General features: G+C 68.0%; 15 protein-coding genes and 1 pseudogene. 8 read left to right on the forward strand and 8 right to left on the reverse strand.

The window, feature by feature from the left end:
- Positions 1 to 322: 322 nt before the first annotated feature.
- A complete protein-coding gene (locus tag GOARA_RS11725) occupies positions 323 to 1,195 on the forward strand; it encodes an endonuclease domain-containing protein (protein ID WP_138947671.1) in 873 nt (290 codons plus the stop codon).
- Positions 1,196 to 1,354: 159 nt separating this feature from the next.
- Here the strand turns inward: GOARA_RS11725 and GOARA_RS11730 are convergent, their stop codons facing one another.
- The gene (locus GOARA_RS11730; protein ID WP_007322595.1) at positions 1,355 to 1,912 is read right to left on the reverse strand and encodes a helix-turn-helix domain-containing protein; all 558 of its coding nucleotides are present in this window, start codon (positions 1,910 to 1,912) and stop codon (positions 1,355 to 1,357) included.
- 81 nt (positions 1,913 to 1,993) lie between these two features.
- On the opposite strand from GOARA_RS11730, the gene GOARA_RS11735 reads away from it, so the two are divergent.
- Together GOARA_RS11735 and GOARA_RS11740 are read left to right on the forward strand one after the other, a co-directional pair.
- Positions 1,994 to 2,917, forward strand: a complete 924-nt coding sequence (locus tag GOARA_RS11735; protein WP_007322596.1) for an NAD(P)/FAD-dependent oxidoreductase — start codon at positions 1,994 to 1,996, stop codon at positions 2,915 to 2,917.
- Positions 2,918 to 2,919: 2 nt separating this feature from the next.
- A complete protein-coding gene (locus GOARA_RS11740; RefSeq protein ID WP_007322597.1) occupies positions 2,920 to 3,390 on the forward strand; it encodes an Rv1443c family protein in 471 nt (156 codons plus the stop codon).
- Positions 3,391 to 3,403: 13 nt separating this feature from the next.
- On the opposite strand, the gene GOARA_RS11745 is transcribed toward GOARA_RS11740, so the two are convergent.
- Entirely contained in the window at positions 3,404 to 4,282 is an 879-nt protein-coding gene (locus tag GOARA_RS11745; protein WP_007322598.1) for an alcohol dehydrogenase catalytic domain-containing protein, read from the reverse strand.
- Between the two features lie 127 nt (positions 4,283 to 4,409).
- Between GOARA_RS11745 and GOARA_RS11750 the strand changes: the two genes are divergently transcribed.
- Positions 4,410 to 4,853, forward strand: a complete 444-nt coding sequence (locus GOARA_RS11750; protein WP_007322599.1) for a winged helix-turn-helix transcriptional regulator — start codon at positions 4,410 to 4,412, stop codon at positions 4,851 to 4,853.
- Here the strand turns inward: GOARA_RS11750 and GOARA_RS11755 are convergent.
- Positions 4,806 to 5,840, reverse strand: coding sequence for a YeiH family protein (locus GOARA_RS11755; protein ID WP_373277748.1), 1,035 nt, complete (start codon positions 5,838 to 5,840; stop codon positions 4,806 to 4,808). The genes GOARA_RS11750 and GOARA_RS11755 overlap by 48 nt on opposite strands.
- Before the next feature lie 80 nt (positions 5,841 to 5,920).
- Positions 5,921 to 6,052: a hypothetical protein gene (locus tag GOARA_RS20760; protein WP_280985243.1), complete on the reverse strand. Its 132-nt coding sequence runs from the start codon at positions 6,050 to 6,052 to the stop codon at positions 5,921 to 5,923.
- 203 nt (positions 6,053 to 6,255) lie between these two features.
- Here GOARA_RS20760 and GOARA_RS11760 point away from each other — a divergent pair, with 203 nt between their 5' ends.
- From GOARA_RS11760 to GOARA_RS11775, 4 genes are all read left to right on the forward strand, one after another.
- A complete protein-coding gene (locus GOARA_RS11760; protein ID WP_007322601.1) occupies positions 6,256 to 7,740 on the forward strand; it encodes a hypothetical protein in 1,485 nt (494 codons plus the stop codon).
- Positions 7,737 to 7,967 carry a DUF167 domain-containing protein gene (locus tag GOARA_RS11765; protein WP_007322602.1) on the forward strand — a complete coding sequence of 77 codons (231 nt, stop codon included), beginning with the start codon at positions 7,737 to 7,739 and terminating at the stop codon, positions 7,965 to 7,967. Before GOARA_RS11760 ends, GOARA_RS11765 begins: the two co-directional genes overlap by 4 nt.
- Positions 7,968 to 8,033: 66 nt before the next feature.
- Positions 8,034 to 9,149 carry an LLM class flavin-dependent oxidoreductase gene (locus GOARA_RS11770; RefSeq protein WP_007322603.1) on the forward strand — a complete coding sequence of 372 codons (1,116 nt, stop codon included), beginning with the start codon at positions 8,034 to 8,036 and terminating at the stop codon, positions 9,147 to 9,149.
- Complete coding sequence (locus GOARA_RS11775; RefSeq protein ID WP_007322604.1) at positions 9,146 to 10,180, forward strand: ABC transporter substrate-binding protein; 1,035 nt, start codon at positions 9,146 to 9,148, stop codon at positions 10,178 to 10,180. The genes GOARA_RS11770 and GOARA_RS11775 overlap by 4 nt, the downstream gene beginning before the upstream one ends.
- Positions 10,181 to 10,201: 21 nt before the next feature.
- Here the strand turns inward: GOARA_RS11775 and GOARA_RS11780 are convergent, their stop codons facing one another.
- The 4 genes and pseudogenes from GOARA_RS11780 to stf0 all read right to left on the reverse strand — a co-directional run bounded on the left by GOARA_RS11780 (position 10,202) and on the right by stf0 (position 14,794).
- Positions 10,202 to 10,810, reverse strand: a complete 609-nt coding sequence (locus GOARA_RS11780) for a DNA-3-methyladenine glycosylase I (protein ID WP_040522978.1) — start codon at positions 10,808 to 10,810, stop codon at positions 10,202 to 10,204.
- A gap of 336 nt (positions 10,811 to 11,146) precedes the next feature.
- Positions 11,147 to 13,044, reverse strand: a pseudogene (cysC, locus tag GOARA_RS11785) (adenylyl-sulfate kinase).
- Positions 13,044 to 13,997: a sulfate adenylyltransferase subunit CysD gene (gene cysD, locus GOARA_RS11790; RefSeq protein ID WP_040522980.1), complete on the reverse strand. Its 954-nt coding sequence runs from the start codon at positions 13,995 to 13,997 to the stop codon at positions 13,044 to 13,046. Before cysD ends, cysC begins: the two are co-directional and overlap by 1 nt.
- Positions 13,994 to 14,794 (reverse strand): trehalose 2-sulfotransferase, encoded by an 801-nt coding sequence (gene stf0 / locus GOARA_RS11795; protein ID WP_007322609.1) that lies wholly within the window; start codon positions 14,792 to 14,794, stop codon positions 13,994 to 13,996. Before stf0 ends, cysD begins: the two co-directional genes overlap by 4 nt.
- Positions 14,795 to 14,926: the final 132 nt, after the last annotated feature.

Here is a 14,926-nt window from a genome sequence, read left to right on the forward strand (position 1 = left end):
GTGCCCACAATCTCGCCGAGCGTGCCCACTTTCGCGCCCACCGTGCCCACTTTCGCGCCCACCGTGCCCACATTCCCGCCGACCGTGCCCACATTCCCGCCGACCGTGCCCAGATCCCCGCCCACCGTGCCCACATTCCCGCCGACCGTGCCCAGATCCCCGCCCACCGTGCCCACAATCTCGCCGAGCGTGCCCAGATCCCCGCCGCGTGTGTCTTTCGCACACCGGATCCGGGCATGAACTCGCTGGTCGCCGGCGTCGAGCCGGCGTCGAGCCTCCAGCGACAGGGAGCCATCCGCCGATTCCTTGCGTCTAACAAGACATGTACGGATACGACGAAGAAGCGCGGAACGATCACTATCGACGGCTCGTCGAACGAATGCCCACTGACATGCCGACCAACCTGCGCCGCATCGACGGCACGACGGAGGTTGGCCGGAGACAACTGCTTTCCGCGCGTGAACGAATTTTGGCAACCGCCTCGAATGCGCGCGGTAGACCCGTGGTCGGAGGCATCGCGGCTTCGGTTCTCTACGGCAACCCCTGGTTCGACGCCGACTTTCGTATCGAACTACTCCGCCCGCCCTCCGGCTGCGGCAAACGCACGGAAGGTCGGTCGTCGCACCGTTTCGAGCTGGCTAAGTCGGACATCCACGAGATGGAGGGCCTTCTGGTTACGACGCCGGTCCGCACGGCATTCGACGTCGGTCGCATCACCCCGGAATGGCGCGGTCTCGGACACCTCGATGCCCTGCACCGAGCCAGCGAGTTCTCGTTGCCGGCGCTTTCCAGATACATCGACAAGCATGCCGGGTGGCGCCACATCCGCCAGCTCCGGGCCCTGGCGCCGCTGATCGACGGACGAGCGGAATCACCACAGGAGAGCTGTCTCCGATTGCTGATGATCAGGGGCGATCTGCCGGAGCCCGACGTCCAGATACCCGTCGCCGACGAGAACGGGCGGGTATTCGCTCGCCCCGACCTTGGCTACGAGGCGTTGAAGATCGGCATCGAATACGACGGCGAAGAGTTCCACTCCGCGCCTTGGCAACAAGAGCGGGACGCATTGCGCGACGCCAAATTGGCCGCGCTCGGCTGGAAGATGATCCGCGTCGATGCTGAGCGCCTGCACGACAGACCCTGGTCGGTGCTCACCGAGATCGAGCGGGAACTGCACGCGCGCGGCGGCTACTAGGGCACGCTCGGCGAGATTGTGGGCACGCTCGGCGGGAATGTGGGCACGCTCGGCGCGAAACTGGGCACGCTCGGCGCGAAACTGGGCACGCTCGGCGCGAAACTGGGCACGATCGGCGCGAAACTGGGCACGGTCGGCGGGAAACTGGGCACGGTCGCGTCAGTCGGCGGTTCGCGTGTGAATGCGCTCCCCGGCGTCGTTGAAAATGCTCAAGACCTCCGCCGGCCGCTTACCGACGGCACACATCGCGTGGGGCACGCGGGTGTCGAACTCCGCAGCCTCACCGCGAGAGAGGACGAGGTCCTGGTCGCCCAGGAGCAGTCGCAGCCTTCCGGTGAGCACGTAGAGCCACTCGTACCCGTCGTGGATGCGTGGCTCGGGCGGAACACCGCCGGTGGGCAGATAGGTGATCTTGTACGTCTTCATCGGCGAGCCCTCCGCCACCAGCGGGACCAGGATCATGCCGTCGCGGCGGATCGGTTCCCGACGCACACGAGGATCACCGACCGTGGGCGAGACCAGGTCGTCGAGGCCGATCCCCAACTGCCGCGTCAACGGCAGGAGGAGGTCCAGACTGGGCTGCCGCTTTCCCGACTCGAGCCGCGACAGCGTGCTCGTCGACATTCCCGAACGGCTCGCGAGCTCATCGAGCGTCCATCCGCGGCTGTTCCGCAGCGCGCGCAACCGCGCCCCGACCTGTTTAACCTCGTCGCTCACGCCGACCTCCGGATCGCGTCATCGTTTGCCAATACTGCAAGACTACTTGCGGTATTCGCGGCGCGCCGGTCAACTGGAGTCATGAGTGAAACGTGGGATGCGGTGATCATCGGCGGCAGCGCGGCAGGTTTGTCGGCTGCCCTGCTACTCGGACGAGCGCGCCGGCGCGTGCTCGTCGTGGACGCGGGCGCACCGCGAAACCGGTTCGCCGAGCACATGCACGGCGTGCTCGGCTGGGAGGGCGAGAGCCCGGCGGATCTCCTGCGACGCGCTCGCGCCGACGTCGCCAACTACGACGTCACGATCCAGGAGGGCCGCGCGACGTCGGTCGACGCCGACGACGAGACCGTGACCGTCCGGCTCAACGACGGCGCGACGGTCACCGGCCGGACCCTGATCGCCGCGTCCGGACTGACCGACGAGATGCCCGACATCCCCGGCGTCGCCCAGCGCTGGGGCACGACCGTCCTGCACTGCCCGTACTGCCACGGCTGGGAAGTGCGCGAGCAGCGCCTCGGCGTACTCGGCCTCTCACCGATGTCGCTGCACCAGGCCCAACTGATCCGACAGTGGACCGACGACCTGACCCTCTTCACCGCCGGTGCCGGCGAGGTCGCACCGGAGCTGCGCGCACGGCTGGAGTCTCGGGGGGTGAAGCTGATCGACACCCCCGTCGCCGAAGTGCTCGGCGACGGTGCCGCACTCTCCGGTGTCCGTCTGGCCGACGGCAGTGTGATCGAGCTCGACGCACTCTTCGCCGGACTACCTCCCCGACCGAACGACGGCTTCCTCACCGATCTCGCCCTCGACCGTGTCGACAACCCGATGGGCAACTTCCTCGCCGTCGACGACTTCGGCAAGACGAGCCATCCGCTGGTGTGGGCCGTCGGCAATGTCGTCAACCCGGCCGCGACCGTCCCGATGGCGATCGGGGCGGCGGCGATGACCGGCGGCATGGTGAACATGGCACTGGTGACCCGCGAATTCGACGCGGCTACCGTCTGACCATGGCCGTCGTCACCGTCAGCTCAGAGTTGCCGTTGTCCGCGGCCCGCGCCGCCGCGATGGCAGCGGTCCCCGACGTCATGCTGTTCGTGCTGGCGCCCGTGCTCTCGTTCTCGATGGACGAGGCACCGGCGCCCGGCGAACCCATCGAGCCCGGATTCACCGCGACCGGCCGCGTCTGGTGGCTGGGCTTCATCCCGACGTGGAAGCACACGATCTCCGTGGTGTCGCTCGACGCCTTGGAGATCTACACCAACGAACACGGCGGGCCGGTCCACACGTGGAACCACCGTCTGCGGTTCGAACCGCTCGGCGAGCACCGGTGCCGCTACACCGACGAGATCGAGGTGGAAGACGGTCTGCGCGGCCTGCCGATGCGGGGGTTCGTACGTTTGATGTTCGGCCACCGCCACCGGCGCTGGCAGACGCTGGCGGCGGTGGCCAACGCTATCGACGCCCAGCCGCCGGGCTAGATCCGGCGCACAGTCAGTACGCGACGACGATCCGGCCGCGCTGACCGCCGTCGGACAGTCGTTTCAGCTTCTCCGGCACCTCGTCGAGAGTGATCGTCGAGGCGACGCGCAGTTCCAGCCGCCCTTGCGCGGCCAGATCCAGCAACGACGCGAGTTCGTCGCCGGCGTGAGTGACCATCACGGCCTCGACGGTGATCCCTCGTTCCGGGGCCGGCGCATCGGCCGGCTTGACGCCGACGTATCGCCCGCCGTCGCGCACCGATGACAGGTCGCCCAGCACCGCGGCGTCGAATACCCCGTCGTAGGTTCCCTCGGCGCGATCGGTGAACGCCGCACCGGTGGATTCGACGAAGGCCCGGTCGGTCTCCCGCGCGAGACCGGTGACGTCGTAGCCGAGGTCGACGGCCAGCGCGAGGGCGTATCCGCCGACGCCGCCCGCCGCGCCGGTCACCAGCAGCGAGCCACGCTCGGGGCCCAGCAGCGCGAGCGCCTGCCGGGCGGTCTGTGCGTTCACCGGCACGGTCGCGGCGGCGACCGGGTCTACGGATTCGGGCAGCGGGGCGACGGCGTCGGCCGGGAGCACGACCTGCTCGGCGTGGGTCCCGATCGTTTTGTCGATGCCGCCGAGAAGTCCGGCCACCACGTCGCCCACACCGACCGTGTCGACCCCGTCGCCCACCTCGATGACTTCACCGGTGACATCCCAGCCGATGCCGACCGACGGTTCCTGCGCCCACCCGGCGTCGTGGTAGATCCCGTCGACGGTCTGCGCGTCCACCGGATTCAGAGCTGAAGCGATGGTTCGTAGGAGAACCTCGCCCGGCCCGGGCTTTGGCTGCTCCACATCGACGATGGCCGGAGGGGCGGGCGGGGTGGTGATCAGAGCACGCATTCGGGCAGTTCCTTTCGATTTTCGCGGTTCCCGCGTCATCACGGGATTGACTCCTCTACCCTCAGCGAGTAACTCTCTATTGGGAAGTAGGCACCCGAAAGTGCCTTAGGTACGAAGGAGTGTCCCGATGCCGACGATGACCGCGGCGCAGCGCCGCGCGAAGGAGAAGGAAGAGTACGACACGTTCCTGGCCGAATGCGCGAGTCGTGTTGTCCTGCAGCGTATTACGGACAAGTGGGTGACACTCGTCATCTGCGCGCTCGGCGAGCAGGACATGCGCTACGCGCAGCTGCGGCGACGGATCGCCGGCGTCAGCCAGAAGATGCTGACCCAGACCCTGCGCAACCTGGAACGCGACGGCCTCCTCACCCGCACCGTGGAGCCGACCGTGCCCGTCTCGGTCACCTATTCGCTGACCGAGCTCGGGCACGGGCTGCACCGCGTGATCGCGCAGATCAAGGACTGGGCCGAGGACTGCGCACAGGAGATCGTCGCCGCGCGCGAACAGTACGACGCCGAACGGTCAGCCCGCGACGGTGAAGTTGCGGAACAACAGCCACGCAAGGCCTAGTCCCGCGACCAGGTTGACCACCGTCGCACTGCCGAAGACGATGACGGGCCGCCATCCGGCCTCTCGCAGGCCGCGCAGCGAGAACTCCAGCCCGATGGCAACGAAGGCGAAGATCAGGAACCACGTGCGCAGGTCGTTGACCGTGCCGATGGTCGCCTTGTCCCCGCCGAACTGCAGGTACAGCGTTCCGACGACGGATGCCGCGATGAACCCGAGAACGAACTTGGGGAAGCGGTCCCACACTTCGGCCACGCCCACCTTCTTCGCACCCGTCCGCTCGACCTTCACGGTGAAGTACAGCGTGAGCGCGATGGCGACGATGCCGATCAGCGCGTTCTGCGTCGTCTTGACGATCGTCGCGATCTGCAGTGCCTGTTCGCCCGCGATCGCTCCCGACGCGGCGACGGCGGCGGTCGTGTCGATATTGCCGCCGATCCACGCACCGGCCACCGCGTCAGGAAGCCCGAACTTCGACGCCAGCCACGGCAGCAGGAAGATCGACGGGAGCGCGAACGCGATGACCAGCGACGCGGCGTAGGCGATCTGCTCCTTTCGCGCCTGCACCGCCCCCGCGGCCGCGATCGCCGCACTCACGCCGCAGATCGATACCGCCGACGCGAGCAGCGCCCGCAGCTTCTCGTCGATGCCGAGCACGCCACTGAACCACCAGGTGAACCCGAAGACGACGGTGATGAGCGCCAGTGCCTGCAGGATCGCGGGCCCGGCGGCGGTGACGAGCACCTTCAGGTTGATCGAGGCGCCCAGCAGCACGACGCCGGTCTTGATGAAGAACTCGGTGCGGAAGCCCGCCGACAGCTTCTCCCGCAGGTTCAGCTTCGTCAGCACGACATTGCCGATGAGGCCCAGCGCGATCGCGTAGACGGGGAACTCGATCGACTCGCCGAGTTTCGCCAGTCCGGTGCCTTCGAACCACCCGGGAACGTTCGCCTCGAGGAACCGCGTCAACGCACCGAGGAAGACGACCATCGCGACGCCGCCGACCACCCACGGCCATGAGGCGCGCACGGCGTCGTCGACGGCGGTCTCGCCGTTCCTGCGGCCGGCCATCAAGGCACCAACCCGCCGGGAATCGCGCCGACGAGGACGAGGGCCAGGATGGTCAGGCCCACGATGGTCGCCAGCCAATCCTCGTTGAGTCGACGAGTGCGCGGCTGAGCTTCTTGAGAGTTCTCGGTCACGGATGACGACGCTACGAAGCGGCCACCGGACCGTCACCCGTTTCGCTCGCGACGATTCCAAGACCCTCGCCTCGACTTCGCGCGTGACAGGGTTTAGCCATACCGATCCAGGGGACTTGTCCACCCCGAGCGGATCAGGATCTAAGGTGTGTCCAGATGGCCGCTCAGAGTCGCGGCGCGATGTCGAGTGGAGTGGTCGAGTGATGCTGGGGCGGGATCGGTCGGTCCGACGCGGCCGGCGGTCGTTGGCTGCGCTGGCATTGTTCGCCTCCCTGGTCGTCGGGGCCTCCTTCGCCGGCGAGCATCTGGCACCGGCAGCGGTAGCCGCACCTACGACGGCCAAACCGACCGCGAAGAAGCCGAAACCCGGTCGCGCAGCGCCCGCGGCCCCCGCCTTCCCCCGCAACCTCAGCCCGACCGCGAAAGCAGAATGCGCCGGGTCGCAATTCGTGACGCTCGGGGTCCTGTTCGACTCCGTCTTCGACTCCTTCCTGCCGATCCTGCCGGCGCAGATCAAGAAGGACGCGCCCGCCATCAAGGCGCGCGCACGCGGCGACATGAAGCGGCTGAAGATCTCCACGCTGTGGATCTCGAACCACCCGTACGACATGAAGGCCGACGACGACGACCCGATCATGCGGTACCGGGATCCGATCTCCCAGCACATCGTCACCCAGTTGGTCCGCGTGCGGAACGGCGAGACGTCGCACGCGATCTCGGCGGACAACCTCACCCTCGCGCAGGCCGTCGAGACGATCTTCCTCTACCTGTACGTCACGGTGCTCGTCCCCGCGACCATCTTCCGCAAGAGCGTGCCGAAGCTGCTCGACATCGGTCCGATCGGACTCGGCACCCTCATCTCGATTCCGGTGATCCTCGGCGTCGTCGGTCTCACCCAGCTCTACAAGCGGATGTCGGTCAACCTGACGCTGGCCTGCATCGCTTCGGTGACCGACGAGGAGAAGGCCGTCGCGGGCAAGATCGAGAAGGATCTGCGGTTCGCGTGGGCCGTGCCTCCGATGATCCGCGACATCGCCAACGAGGTGTCGGTCGCCGACGCCGAGAACTGCCGCCACATCGGCACGCTTCCTCTCAAGCGGATCGTCGCGCGCACATCGACCTTCCTCCAGCGCACCAACCCGGAGTTGGCCCCGCAGGTCCGCGACGTCACCCGGCAGCTCAACCTCTACATGCGGAACACCCGGCTGCACCACAACTGGATTCCGGCGGATCCCGCGGATTTCAACACGGCCGAGTGGGTGCTCTCGCAGGTTTCCTACATGATCCCCGTCGTCGGCGGTGCTCCCATCGAGGCGTTGATCGGCCTCAACCGCAACCACCTCGACAAGCTCGACTTCAACGAGACCGTGCCGCTCTCGGAGCTGACCGTCTCGCATTCGCTCACCGCCGCGTACTACGCGTACTCGCTCACCGCGCACGTCATCGAGGCGATCTGGACGCTCGGTGCTGCCGATCAGGCGAGTGGCTTGTTGAGCGACATCGTCAACGCCGACATCGCCCCGAACCTGATGCCGCGGACCACCGGCATCCTGACGGCGCCCAACTTCTACGGGCTCGTGGTGTTCCACAACGTGCTGCGCTCGGTCTGCCTCGACGAGGATCGCACCGGCCCGAACATCGACAACAAGAGCCACAACCGTCGCCGGTACGGGATCGTCCACTGGTGAGTGCCCAGACGGTGGTCGTGACGGTAAAGCCGAACAGTCGCAAAGGGCCGCTCGTCGAGACCGGTGACGACGGCTCGCTGACCGTCTACGTGCGCGAACCGGCGACGGAGGGCAAGGCGACGAAGGCCGTCGCATCGCTGCTCGCCGAGCACTTCGGCGTCCCCAAAAGCCGGGTCGAGCTTGTGAACGGCGCGACGAGCCGCGTCAAACGATTCCGAATCGGCTGAGTCACCCTTAAACCCCGGGTGATCGGGAACTTCCTCGGCGCATGACGCGATCGATACGTTTCCCGCATGACGCAATACAGCAGCTCCGGCACGCCACCGTTCGCCTGGCCGGCCGAATTGGCACGACCCCGCTTCGGCGTGTGGGCACCCGTGTGGGGGCCGTTCGCCGCACAGAACTACCCCGGCGATCCGTTCGACGCGAGTTGGGAACTCAACCGGCGATATGTGCTCGACGCCGAGCGGCTGGGCTACGACTCGACCCTCGTCGCGCAGCACAACCTGAATCCGAACGGTCACGAACTCGCCGAACTGGAGGCGTGGTCGGGGGCCGCGGCACTGGCCGCGGTCACGAGCCGCATCGAGATCATCGCCGCGATCAAGCCCTACCTGTTCCACCCGGTGTTCCTGGCGAAGATCGCCGCCCAGATCGCCGAGATCGCCGACGGCCGCTTCGCCCTCAACCTCGTGAACGCCTGGTACAAGCCGGAACTGGAGAAGGCCGGGGTCACCTTCGCCGACCACGACGACCGCTACGCCTACGGTGACGAGTGGCTGTCGATCGTCGGACCGCTGACCGCGGGCGAACACGTCACACATTCCGGCGAGCGCTTCGCCATCGACGACTACGTGATCCGGCCGGCCGACCCCTCGCGCAAGCCGAAGATCTACCTCGGCGGCGAATCCGAACCGGCGCGCGACCTGGCGGCCAAGCGCGCCGACGCGTGGTTCATCAACGGTCAGCCCGTAGAAGTGGTGCGCGACCTCATCGCCTCCGTGGCCGATCGGCCGCGAAGCGGCGACCCGATCGGGTTCGGTCTGTCGGCATTCGTCATCGCCCGCGAAACCGAGGAGGAGGCGCAGCAGGAGCTGGATCTGTTCTGGCGCCTGGCGAACGAGGACGCGCCGACCCTGGAGGGTGTCTTCGCCAATGCCGACCCCAAGGCAGTGATGTTCGAGACCTTCCGCAAGTTCCCGCACATCGGCACCAACGGCGGTACGGCGGCCGGACTGGTGGGCACCTACGACGAGGTGGCCGAGCGCATCGTCGAGTTCTACGACCTCGGCATCGAACTGTTCATGCTGCAGTTCCAGCCCGCCGAACGCGAGTCGAAGCGGTTCGCCGAGCAGATCTTCCCGCGCGTCGCCGCGCTGCTCGAGCGCCGCGCGAAGGTCGCGTCGTGAGCACTCGCGACGCGGTGTGGTTCACCCGCTGCCCGGTGCCGACCGCGTTCAGCGTCGCCGTCGCCACCGGACGCCTGGGTGACCGTCTCGCGGGCCTCGGCGTCGACTTCCGTTCGCTGGCCACCGTCCGGGACGACAAGACCCGGGTCACCCACTTCACCCAGGAACAACCGCGGTCGGCGCGGCACGGCGGGAACATCCCGCCCATCGTCGCCGCGTCGCGCGGGGTGGATCTCGCGATCGTCGGGCTCTCCGTCGCACCCTCAAACGCGGCGCTGCTCGCCCTTCCCGAGTCTGGGATCTCGACAGCCGCGGATCTGCGCGGAAAGGTCATCGGCATCCCCCGTCGCGTCCACGACACGGTCGACTTCTGGCGCGCGACTGTCCTGCAAGGCGTCGAACGCGCGGTCCGCGCCGCGGGGCTGACACCCGAGGACGTGGTTCTGCGCGACATCGACGTTGACCGCACCTTCGTCGCCGACTCGACCGAGCGCGACACCGCGACGGCGACGCTGTGGGACGCGAGCTTCATGTTCGGGTTCCAGCGCGAGGAGAGCGCCGCGCTGCTGTCGGGTCGGGTGGACGCCATCTTCTCCGAGGGAGCGAGCCGCGTGATCACCCAAGCGTTCACCGGCGCGGCTGCCGTCGTCGAGGTGGGCGAGGTCGCTCATCCGGAGCCGAGCCTGTCGTCGAATCTGCGGCCGCTGACGCTGAGCGTGTCCGGTGACCTGTTGCGCGACGATCCGGCCGTCGTCGAGGCGATCGTCGACGAGACCGCGGCGGCAGCCGCCTGGGCGGCGGACGAGGTCGATGCCGCCACTCGCATCGTCGCCGCGGAGGTCGGTCTCCCGGAAGAACTCGTCGCTCCGTCGTTCGCCACCGGACTCGCCGCCCAGCTCGACATCAGCCTCAGCACCGAGCGCCTGGCGGCACTCGAGCGCCAGGTCGCGTTCCTCTACGACAACGGCTTTCTCGCCGGTGCCGTCGATGTGACGGACCTGGTGGCGCCGGGTCTGGTCGCCGCCTCGTAGCGACCGAGCCTGCCCGACGGCCTACCGGCCCGGACGGTCGAAGGCCGCGCGCGCCGCGTCGACCTCGGCACGGATCTTGCACTCGAGCTGATGGTCGTTGAACAGTCCCATCGACTGGATGAACGCGAACGCGGTGGTGGGTCCGACGAACCGCCAGCCGCGCTTCTTCAGATCCTTCGAGAGCGCGACCGACGTCGCGGACTGGGTCTTCGACTGCGGTATGCCGATCTCGCCCGGCTCGGGTTCGAATCGCCAGATGTACGCGGCGAGGGATCCCTCTGCAGATGCCAATTCGACGGCTCGCTGTGCGTTGTTGACCGCCGCCTCGATCTTTCCGCGGTGCCGGACGATGCCAGGGTCTTGAAGAAGGCGCTCGATATCGTGCTCGCCGAACTCGGCCACGCGATGGAAGTCGAAGCCGTCGAAGGCTTTCCGAAAGTTGTCCCGCTTGTTGAGGATCGTGCGCCAACTCAGGCCGGACTGGAAGCCCTCCAGGCAGATTTTCTCGAAGAGTCTCACGTCGTCGCCGACGGGGAAGCCCCACTCGGTGTCGTGGTAGTCGAGAAACTCCGGCGCGCCACCTGCCCACGCGCAGCGCAGGTCGCCGTCCGGGGCGACGAATGGTTCCACATCGCCGAGTTTAGAAGGCCTCCCCGACGGTCCGCGAGACGTCCGGGCACGCTCGACGAAAATCCGGGCACAGTCGGCACCCATCGGTGGTCGAGTGCCCACGAGGCGCCAGCCGAGCGGGCGTATCGAGACCCATCCGAGGTCAGTGGCACCCATCGGTGGTCGAGTGCCCACGAGGCGCTAGCCGAGCGGGCGTATCGAGACCAACGCGAGATCAGTGGGCACACTCGGCGGATATCCGGGCACAGTCGGCGCAAAACTGGGCACGGTCGGCGCGAAACTGGGCACGGTCGGCGCGAAACTGGGCACGGTCGGCGGAAATGTGGGCACGGTCGGCTACAGCACGCCTCGCTCGACCAGCAGGCCGACGATGCGGCCGGCCAGCTCGTCGACGTCGGCGCCGGTGGTGTCGAACCGCAGATCCGGATCGGACGGCTTCTCGTAGGGCGCGTCGACCCCGGTGAGACCGCGCAGCGAGCCTTCGCGCGCCCGCCGGTACAGCCCCTTGGGATCGCGCCGCTCGCATTCGGCGACGGGCGTCGACACGTGCACCTCGACGAAGTCGAGGCTGGCGGCGTCGTGCAGTTCGCGCGCGATCTCGCGGTCGGACCGCAGCGGCGACACCATCGACGCGACGGCGATGACGCCGGCGTCAGCGAACAGGCGGGCCAAATGCCCGACGCGGCGGATGTTCTCGGCGCGGTCACCCGGCGAGAAGCCGAGGTCGTCGGAGATGCCGTGGCGGATGTTGTCGCCGTCGATCAGATAGGCCACCCGTCCGCGCGACACCAGCAGCCGCTCCAGTACCACCGCGACCGTCGACTTCCCCGACGCCGGCAGGCCGGTCAGCCACACCGTCGCACCGCGCTGGCCGGTCTTGCGCCAACGTTCGTCGCGCGCCAGTGAACTCGGATGCCACTTGATGTCGTTGCGCTCGGCCTTGCCCGGCACGACCTCGCGGGCCTCGTCGATCGTTCCCGCCGCGACGGTCTCGTTCGACGCCTCGTCGATGAGGACGAAGGCACCGCCGTCGCGGTTCTCGGCGTAGCGGTCGGCCAGCACGACCGACGACGTGCGCAGCGTGACGGTCCCGATGTCGTTGAGGACCAGCTCACCGGGTCCGACCTGTTCGATCAGGCTGTCCGGGTCCAGGCGGCGGTCGAGCGACTGGACGGTCGCGCGGACCGTCGTCGTACCGTGCTTGAGGGCGACGCGGTCGCCGGCGCGCAGCGGCTTCTCGGCCAGCCAGCACAGCGTCGCCGACAGCTCGCGCGCGACGGTCGGCAGATGCGCGTCGGTCGCCGCGCTCACGATCACGTCGCCGCGGGCGACGTCGATCTCGTCGGCCAGCTGTACCGACACCGACAGTCCGGCGACGCCGACGTCGCGCCCGTCGTCGAGGGTGTCCAGCGCGACCACGGTGCTCCGGCTGCCCGACGGCAGGACGGCGATCTCGTCGCCGACGGCGACCGTGCCCGCGACGATCCGGCCGCTGTAGCTGCGCCGGTGTTCCGCACTCGGCCGCGACGCGTACTGCACCGGCAGGCGCAGCTCGCCCGCCTGCGGCGAGGGCGCCGACAGTTCGACGTCTTCGAGGTACTCCAGCAGCGTCGGCCCGTCGTACACGGGGTCGACGCCGAGCGGTGGACGACGTTGTCGCCCGACTTCGCCGCGACCGGAATGGCGATTATCTCGCCGATGCCGACCTGCAGCGCCAATTCGTCGAGTTCGGCGCGCAGCTCAGCGAACCGCTCGGCGGAGTAGTCCACCAGATCGATCTTGTTCACCGCGGCGACGACGTGCGGCACCCCGACGAGCGAGGCGATCCGCGCGTGCCGCCGCGTCTGGCGCTGCACGCCGTGCCGCGCGTCGACCAGCACGACCGCGACGTGGGCGTTCGACGCACCGGTGAACGTGTTGCGCGTGTAGCGCTCGTGTCCCGGGGTGTCGGCGAGGACGTAGCTGCGGTTATCGGTGGAGAAGAACCGGTACGCGACGTCGATCGTGATGCCCTGTTCGCGTTCGCTGCGCAACCCGTCCGAGAGCGCGGCCAGGTCAAGCTGCCCCTCGTGGTCGGTGACCGAGTCGATGTGATCGGTCGGCAGGCTCCCGGTGTCGTGCAGGATGCGGCCGATCAGCGTCGACTTGCCGTCATCGACGCTTCCGACGGTTGCCAGGCGGAGGAACTGCCGGTCGTGGGCCGGCCGGTCGGCGGCGGTAGTTGAGGCGGTCATCAGAAGTATCCTTCGCGCTTGCGGTCTTCCATCGCGGCAGACGACGTCCGGTCGTCGGCGCGGGTCTCGCCGCGCTCGGAGACGGTGGCCTCCTCGACCTCGGCGATCACCTCGGGCAGCGTCGTGGCCGTGGACCGGACGGCGCCGGTGATGGTGAGATCGCCGACGGTGCGGTAGCGCACCCACTCGTTGGCGACCTTCTCGCCGGGCCTGGGGTGGGTGAACGGGGACACCGCCAGCAGAATGCCGTCACGCTCGAAAACGTCGCGCTGCGAAGCGAAGTAGATCGGCGGCAACTCGATGTTCTCCAGCTCGATGTAGCGCCAGATGTCGAGTTCGGTCCAGTTGGAGAGCGGGAACACCCGCACCGACTCGCCCCGGCGGATCCGGCCGTTGTAGATCGACCACGGTTCGGGACGCTGCGCCCGCGGATCCCACTGACCGAACTCGTCGCGGAAACTGAACACCCGTTCCTTGGCGCGCGCCCGGTCCTCGTCGCGGCGGGCGCCGCCGAAGGCCGCGTCGAAGCCGTAGTGCTCCAGGGCGTCGAGCAGGGTGCGGGTCTGCAGACGATTGCGCGACCCCGAGGGATCGGTCGACTCTTCGACGCGACCGGTGTCGATGGACTCCTGCACCGACGCGACGATGAGGCGGATCCCGTCGGGCCGGTCCGCCGTCGGCGTCACCCGCTTGTCGCGGAACGCGATCACCTCGCTGAAGTTGTGCCCGGTGTCGACGTGCAGGATCGGGAACGGCAGCGGATGCGGCCGGAACGCCTTCTCCGCCAGGTGCAGCAGGACGATCGAGTCCTTACCTCCGGAGAACAGCAGAACCGGGTTCTCCAGCTCGGCGACCACCTCCCGGATGATGTGCACGGCCTCGGATTCGAGGATCCGCAACGCGGGGACGTGATCGAAGTCGGAGGCGACGGTGGTCGCCGAGGATGCGGTCATCGGGGGTATCCATTCCGGTCGGCGTCTGCTCGATAGCGCAGCGCCCATTCCTTGGAGCGGGTGTTGGACTGGGGTTTGATCGGTGGCGGCGGGGCCAGCGCGGGGTCCTGCCCCAACGCGGACAGGACGCGCGCGGTGGTGCCCGTCGGATCTTTGGTGAGCTCGCCGAACTCGATCTCGATCGGCTCGATGTGCTGTTCGGCGAACCATCCCCGCCACCGCTGTTCCTGGTCGGCGAGGATCCGCGCGAGATGGGCGATGCCCTCGGCGCTGTAGAACGCCTCCTCGTCGGGCACCCCTTCGGAGTGCTCGACCGAACCCTCGCGCCAGATACGGGTCTGCACCGCGCGCCACATCGACACGGCCTGCCCGACGAGGTCATCGCGATAGACGTGGACGAACAGCGGATCGCTCCCGAGCAGCCAACGCAGTGACGCCCGCAACTCGCCCGACGCGACGCGGGTGCGCGCGACGAGCAACGGCGTCTGATTCCACATCAGCTTCCCGCCCCACACGCCGTTCTCGGTGGCACCGGCGGCGACGACGTCGTCGCGCCACTGCTCGGCGCCGCGCGCGTCGACCTCGCCGGGGTCGCTCTGAGACAGACGCCCGACGATCTCGTCGTCGCCGACGCCGACGAACCACTCGCGCGGCTGCGGGGCCAACGATGACGACGCGAAATACTGGAAGAACTCGGCGGGCTGTCCAGCCACCCCGGTAGCGGCGAGCGACTCGACGAGCAGAGTGCTGCCGCTGCGCTGCGTCGCGCAGACGAGATAGGGCTGTAGCTCGGTCACGCAGGGAACGATACGGAGACTCCCGGCTTCGGCAACACGGCTCGTTTTCGGCCCAGCGCGGACGAAACCCTTACTTCCGCGAATGCGTTATGCATGCCCGAAACCATCGGCGCTATCCCTTGACGTGGCCGG

Source organism: Gordonia araii NBRC 100433, from assembly GCF_000241265.1.
In the GTDB taxonomy this organism is placed as follows: domain Bacteria; phylum Actinomycetota; class Actinomycetes; order Mycobacteriales; family Mycobacteriaceae; genus Gordonia; species Gordonia araii.

Excerpts from the sequence above, each read along its gene's own strand:
- GOARA_RS11740 (WP_007322597.1), top strand. The coding sequence starts at position 2,920 with ATGGCCGTCGTCACCGTCAGCTCAGAGTTGCCGTTGTCCGCGGCCCGC.
- GOARA_RS11760 (WP_007322601.1), top strand. The coding sequence starts at position 6,256 with ATGCTGGGGCGGGATCGGTCGGTCCGACGCGGCCGGCGGTCGTTGGCT.
- GOARA_RS11770 (WP_007322603.1), top strand. The coding sequence starts at position 8,034 with ATGACGCAATACAGCAGCTCCGGCACGCCACCGTTCGCCTGGCCGGCC.
- GOARA_RS11750 (WP_007322599.1), top strand. The coding sequence starts at position 4,410 with ATGCCGACGATGACCGCGGCGCAGCGCCGCGCGAAGGAGAAGGAAGAG.
- GOARA_RS11745 (WP_007322598.1), bottom strand. The coding sequence starts at position 4,282 with ATGCGTGCTCTGATCACCACCCCGCCCGCCCCTCCGGCCATCGTCGAT.
- GOARA_RS11755 (WP_373277748.1), bottom strand. The coding sequence starts at position 5,840 with ATGGTCGTCTTCCTCGGTGCGTTGACGCGGTTCCTCGAGGCGAACGTT.
- cysD (WP_040522980.1), bottom strand. The coding sequence starts at position 13,997 with ATGACCGCATCCTCGGCGACCACCGTCGCCTCCGACTTCGATCACGTC.
- GOARA_RS11725 (WP_138947671.1), top strand. The coding sequence starts at position 323 with ATGTACGGATACGACGAAGAAGCGCGGAACGATCACTATCGACGGCTC.
- GOARA_RS11735 (WP_007322596.1), top strand. The coding sequence starts at position 1,994 with ATGAGTGAAACGTGGGATGCGGTGATCATCGGCGGCAGCGCGGCAGGT.